General features: G+C 37.2%; 6 protein-coding genes. 5 read left to right on the top strand and 1 reads right to left on the bottom strand.

Annotated features, from left to right (window positions below; translation table 11 throughout):
• Window positions 1–428: 428 nt before the first annotated feature.
• Both repM and VXP95_RS15195 read left to right on the top strand, forming a co-directional pair.
• Window positions 429–1,361, top strand: a complete 933-nt coding sequence (gene repM / locus VXP95_RS15200) for a replication initiation protein RepM (RefSeq protein ID WP_026438545.1) — start codon at window positions 429–431, stop codon at window positions 1,359–1,361.
• Window positions 1,358–1,654, top strand: coding sequence for a hypothetical protein (locus VXP95_RS15195; RefSeq protein WP_416706430.1), 297 nt, complete (start codon window positions 1,358–1,360; stop codon window positions 1,652–1,654). Before repM ends, VXP95_RS15195 begins: the two co-directional genes overlap by 4 nt.
• Here VXP95_RS15195 and VXP95_RS15190 read toward each other — a convergent pair.
• Entirely contained in the window at window positions 1,651–1,935 is a 285-nt protein-coding gene (locus tag VXP95_RS15190) for a hypothetical protein (protein WP_004871868.1), read from the bottom strand. The two genes, VXP95_RS15195 and VXP95_RS15190, sit on opposite strands and share 4 nt — an antisense overlap.
• Window positions 1,936–2,121: 186 nt before the next feature.
• Here VXP95_RS15190 and mobQ point away from each other — a divergent pair, with 186 nt between their 5' ends.
• The 3 genes from mobQ (at window position 2,122) to trpS (ending at window position 4,824) form a co-directional block, all read left to right on the top strand.
• Complete coding sequence (gene mobQ / locus VXP95_RS15185) at window positions 2,122–3,093, top strand: MobQ family relaxase (RefSeq protein WP_416712336.1); 972 nt, start codon at window positions 2,122–2,124, stop codon at window positions 3,091–3,093.
• On the top strand, window positions 3,090–3,560 hold the full coding sequence (locus tag VXP95_RS15180; RefSeq protein ID WP_171538792.1) for a hypothetical protein: 471 nt from the start codon (window positions 3,090–3,092) through the stop codon (window positions 3,558–3,560). Before mobQ ends, VXP95_RS15180 begins: the two co-directional genes overlap by 4 nt.
• A gap of 253 nt (window positions 3,561–3,813) precedes the next feature.
• Entirely contained in the window at window positions 3,814–4,824 is a 1,011-nt protein-coding gene (trpS, locus tag VXP95_RS15175) for a tryptophan--tRNA ligase (protein ID WP_171538791.1), read from the top strand.
• Window positions 4,825–5,023: the final 199 nt, after the last annotated feature.

Here is a 5,023-nt window from a genome sequence, read left to right as displayed (position 1 = left end):
AGGTACAGAGCATCCCGAATGGGTGCGAACTTTGGAGCTTTTGCTTTTCAAAAAGTATGAGCGAAGCGAATACATTATCAATGCTTTTTCTTTTAGATTTCACAAATAAGATTAACCAAAAACTGCCCCACGAAGCGAGGAACGAGCTTCAATAGAGTACGAGCTTTAGCGAGTACCTAGGGCAGTTTGCACTCCCCTCTCGAAAGGCTTTTAATTATTTTTAAAGCTTTTAAATGCTTTTAGATAAGCTGAAAACATTGATATGAGAGGACTACAGCTTATATAAGCACACAAATTCTCTTGTATAAGCACACAAATTCTCTTGTATAAGCACACAAATTCTCTTGTATAAGCACACAAATTCTCTTGATTTACACACATAAAATATATAGTGTGTAAATACACATTAATAATAACGTGTATTTAATATGAAGAATGGTTTAGTTGTGAAAGATAATGCATTAATAAACGCCAGTTATAATTTAGAACTAACGGAACAGCGTTTAGTCATGCTTGCAATCATTAATGCAAGGGAATTAGGGCGGGGTATTACGGCAGATAGCAAACTAGAAATACATGCTAGTGACTATGCAAAACTATTTAATGTATCACCTGATGCATCCTACAAAGCCCTGAAAGATGCCGTAAATAATCTATTTAACAGGCAGTTTAGCTATACAGCCGAATATAAAAAAACAGGGAAGGTAGGTATCGTTCGCTCTCGCTGGGTAAGCCGTATTTTTTATGTAGATGATTTGGCATTACTAGAAATTACTTTCGCACCTGATGTAGTTCCTTTAATCACTAGATTAGAAGAACACTTTACAAAATATGAAGCCAAACAAGTTGCACACCTAACCAGTAAGTATGCCACTAGACTTTATGAGTTATTAATCGCTTGGCGTGAAGTTGGTAAAACACCTGTTTTTGAACTACAACAATTACGTAAAAATTTAGGTGTTGAAGATGATGAATATCAACGTATGCACCATTTTAAAAGCCGTGTATTAGAAACTGCCATTACTCAAATCAATGAACATACAGACATAAAAGCCACTTATGAGCAACACAAGAAAGGGCGTACAATTACTGGGTTTTCATTCAAGTTTAAGCAGAAACAACAACCGAAAAAATTAGATTCTAAGCGTGACCCAAACACACCTGACTTTTTTATCAAAATGACCGATGCACAACGCCATTTATTTGCAAAAAAAATGTCAGAAATGCCTGAAATGGGGAAATATTCACAAGGTACAGAAAGCTACCAACAATTTGCTATCCGTATAGCAGATATGCTGTTAGAGCCTGAAAAATTCAGAGAGCTTTATCCAATTTTAGAAAAATCAGGATTTCAGCCATGATTAAATTAAATAACCTATCAACCGATCTAAAGCATGTGACCGTTGAATACCTCGACATCGTAAATTATGAAATTGCGAGGGAAAATATATGCTGTTATATCTTCCTATTATCCCGACTATCCAAAGATGCCGAACCCACCGAAAAAATGCAGATGGAAAGCAAAATACAGAACTTAATTTACTATCGGGATAATTTACAAATCGAGGACAAGGACAATATTCAAAAGGTTTTAAATACGCTCATTCCAGAGTATCAAGCCGAACAAAACAACCAAACAGCTAAGAAAAATTAGGCTTCAATGTCGGGCAAATCAAAAAGCTGTCGATCTCTATTTTCTGTTAAATATTCGTTGAGTTCAGCGAGTATTTTTTCTTTATTGGCTTCATTTGCCTGCATTTTCTTAATCAAGTAAGAACCGAGCAAAATTTTACGTCGAGTATCATCCTTGCGCTCCTGTTCTTTCTTTTTGGTACGTTCTCTTGCTTCAATAGCCTGTTTCTGTGCTTTTAACTGTTTCAGCTTCTCTAACTGGGCTTCAATTTTCTTTTCGATATTTTCAGCAGATTTAGTCATAACGGTTAATTTCGGAATATAGAAAACCACTCAAGCATAAGACCCTATGAATTGAAATTCAAGCGGGTAATATGCTATCGTGTTTTTCATGAAATGCGCACTTACGACTTGAACAAAGTTCAAGTCATCATTGCGTAAGGGGAACCCCCTTAACCCCAAAAGCAAAACCAACATCAGGATAACTGCATGGCAATTTATCATTGCTCAACTAAGACCGTAAACAGAAGTTCGGGAAGAACAGCGGTTGCATCTGCTGCTTATCGTGCAGGGGAAAAACTAGAAGATGAACGTACAGGATTGACCCACGACTTTACGAGAAAAGATGGTGTAGCTCATTCCGAAATTGTTTCTAATCTCGATATTGAAATTGATCGAAATGAACTTTGGAATTTGGCTGAAAAAGCAGAAAACCGAAAAGATGGTCGAACCGCTAGAGAATGGGTGATTGCTCTACCTGATGAATTAGATCCTGATCAACGTAAGGACTTGGCAAAAGATTTTGCTCGGTCTTTAGTTGATCGTTATGGCGTGGTTGCTGATATAGCCATCCATGAACCAAGCAAAGGCGGCAACGATAAGAACCATCACGCCCATATCATGCTTACAACTCGAAAAGCTGAATTAGACAAAGATAGTAAATTAACTCTGACGACTAAAACCGATATTGAGTTAAGCAACGCCAAGCGTAAAAGTCTTGATATGGGTACGACCCAAGAAGAAATTAAAGAGATACGAGAGAAATGGGCGAACCTTGCAAATCTTGCATTAGAAAAAGCTGGTTGTAAGGAAAAGATCGACCATCGTAGCTATGTTGATCAAGGTAACGGACTACAAGCCACGATTCATGAAGGCACCAAAGTCACTCAATTGCGTAGACAAGGCATAGACACTGAAATCAGCCGTTTCAATGACAGTGTGAAGCAACAGAATAGCCAACAACTTAATCAAGAAAAATCAAAGACGGAAAATGTTTTACAACAGGGTCTAAATCGTGTCGAAAAAGGTTTTGATCAGTGGAAAAATAACCAAGAAGCCAAACGTCTAGAACAAGATCGCCAAGCACAAATGAAACAACAGCAAGAGTTAGACAAACAACGAGCCGAGCAAGCACTCCGCAAGGCATCTCAGAAACTAGATAAAGGCGGAATGTCCCGATGAGCAACCAAAATGATTTAGACGACCAGTTATACATTTTATTGGCATCTATGAAGGAATACAGAGAAGCCATAGCAGACGATAAGAAGCGATTAGAGACGTTTTACAGCCATGTAGCCATAGGGGTGCTCGATAAGGCTGAAAAATCGCTACAATACACAAATAAGCAAGCTATAGGGGCATTAAAGAGCCGTATTCAAGAATTAGATAAGGCAACGAGCCGTCTTAACTATCAATTCATTGCCATATTTGCCAGTGCCTTTATAGCGTTGGTAATGGTGCTGTTCTTGGCGTTATTTTTATTTGTACCAAGTATGGATGAAATCCAGCAGCGCAGATCGGAAGTAAACAACCTAAAAGAATACAGCTTAGACCTATCAAAATGTGATGGGAAAACATGCGTCAGAGTTATAAAAAAACAGTGTGGATATGGGAAAAATGCCGATTATTGTGTAATTGACCCTAAATAATTCAGGCTTTGTACTTTGCTCTGTTCCTTTCTTTATTTACCAAATATCTAATGTCGCAAAGTGACTCGACTTTGAAATTTGGCTAAAGCTAAATCTCAAAGCATCGAGTTACCGAACGTAGCGAAATATTTTTTTGATTGTTAAAAAATTCAATTACTTAGATATACTGTCTGACATTAAAAAATATTATGAAATACAATGTCCGGTAGTCACCATTACGTGATTTTTCTTCAAAGCTACTGGATAATATTTTATGAACACCACAGATCGCCCAACAATTTTAACTGGCGACCGTCCCACAGGACAACTTCATCTAGGTCATTTCATTGGATCTTTACGTTCACGTGTAGGTTTACAAGATTCTCATCATCAACATCTATTATTAGCAGATGCTCAAGCATTTACCGATAATGCTGATAATTTCGAAAAGGTACGTAGAAACATTATTGAAGTTGCTACTGATTATCTTGCTGTTGGTATCGACCCGACAAAGACCACTATTTGTATCCAATCGGGACTACCGGCATTAAATGAACTAACTATGTTGTATTTAAATTTTGTCACAGTGTCACGTCTTGAGCGAAACCCAACTATTAAATCAGAAATTCAAATGCGTGGTTTTGAACGTGATATCCCCGCTGGTTTTTTATGCTATCCAGTGGCACAAACTGCAGATATAACAGCTTTTAAAGCAACTGTAGTTCCTGTCGGTGAAGACCAAATTCCAATGATTGAACAGACCAATGAAATAATACGTCGTTTAAATCGTCAAATTGGCCATGACTTACTGCCTGAATGTAAAGCCTTATTGTCTAATGTAGGTCGCTTACCCGGCTTTGATGGTAAAGCTAAAATGTCAAAATCTCTAGGTAATACTATTGTGTTAGATGCTTCAGATAATGACATAAAAAAAGCTGTTAATTCTATGTATACAGACCCTAATCATTTATGTATAGAAGATCCAGGGCAAGTTGAAGGTAATATAGTATTTACTTACTTAGATGCTTTTGACCCTAACAAAGAAGAAGTTGAAGAACTTAAAGCACATTATCGTCGTGGTGGTTTAGGTGATGGTGTTGTTAAAAAACGTTTAGAAGGCGTATTAAAAGAACTTATCACTCCTATTCGTGAACGTCGTATTGAATTTGCTAAAGATCCTGATTACATCATGGATATTTTGAAAGCTGGCACACTAAAATGCCAAGATATTACTCAACAAACATTAGATGAAGTTAAAAGTGGTTTGGGTGTATTCCATTTTTAAACTGAGATATAGAATTTTAAAAGCCTAGTTTACTAACTAGGCTTTTTCACGATTTAAGATATTACACAATTTAGAAACCGAGCGAGTGTCTACGAGCGATTGAGCATCATCAAAATTTCGCCCTCGCCTTTTCTCTGATTACAAGCTCCCTTTCGATTTTAAACGGTAGGTACAGAGCATCCCGAATGGGTGCGAACTT

Source organism: Acinetobacter sp. 226 (assembly GCF_048147925.1).
GTDB lineage: Bacteria > Pseudomonadota > Gammaproteobacteria > Pseudomonadales > Moraxellaceae > Acinetobacter > Acinetobacter pecorum.
The sequence above is the reverse complement of the archived record's forward strand: the minus strand, read 5'-3'. Positions and strand labels throughout refer to the sequence as shown.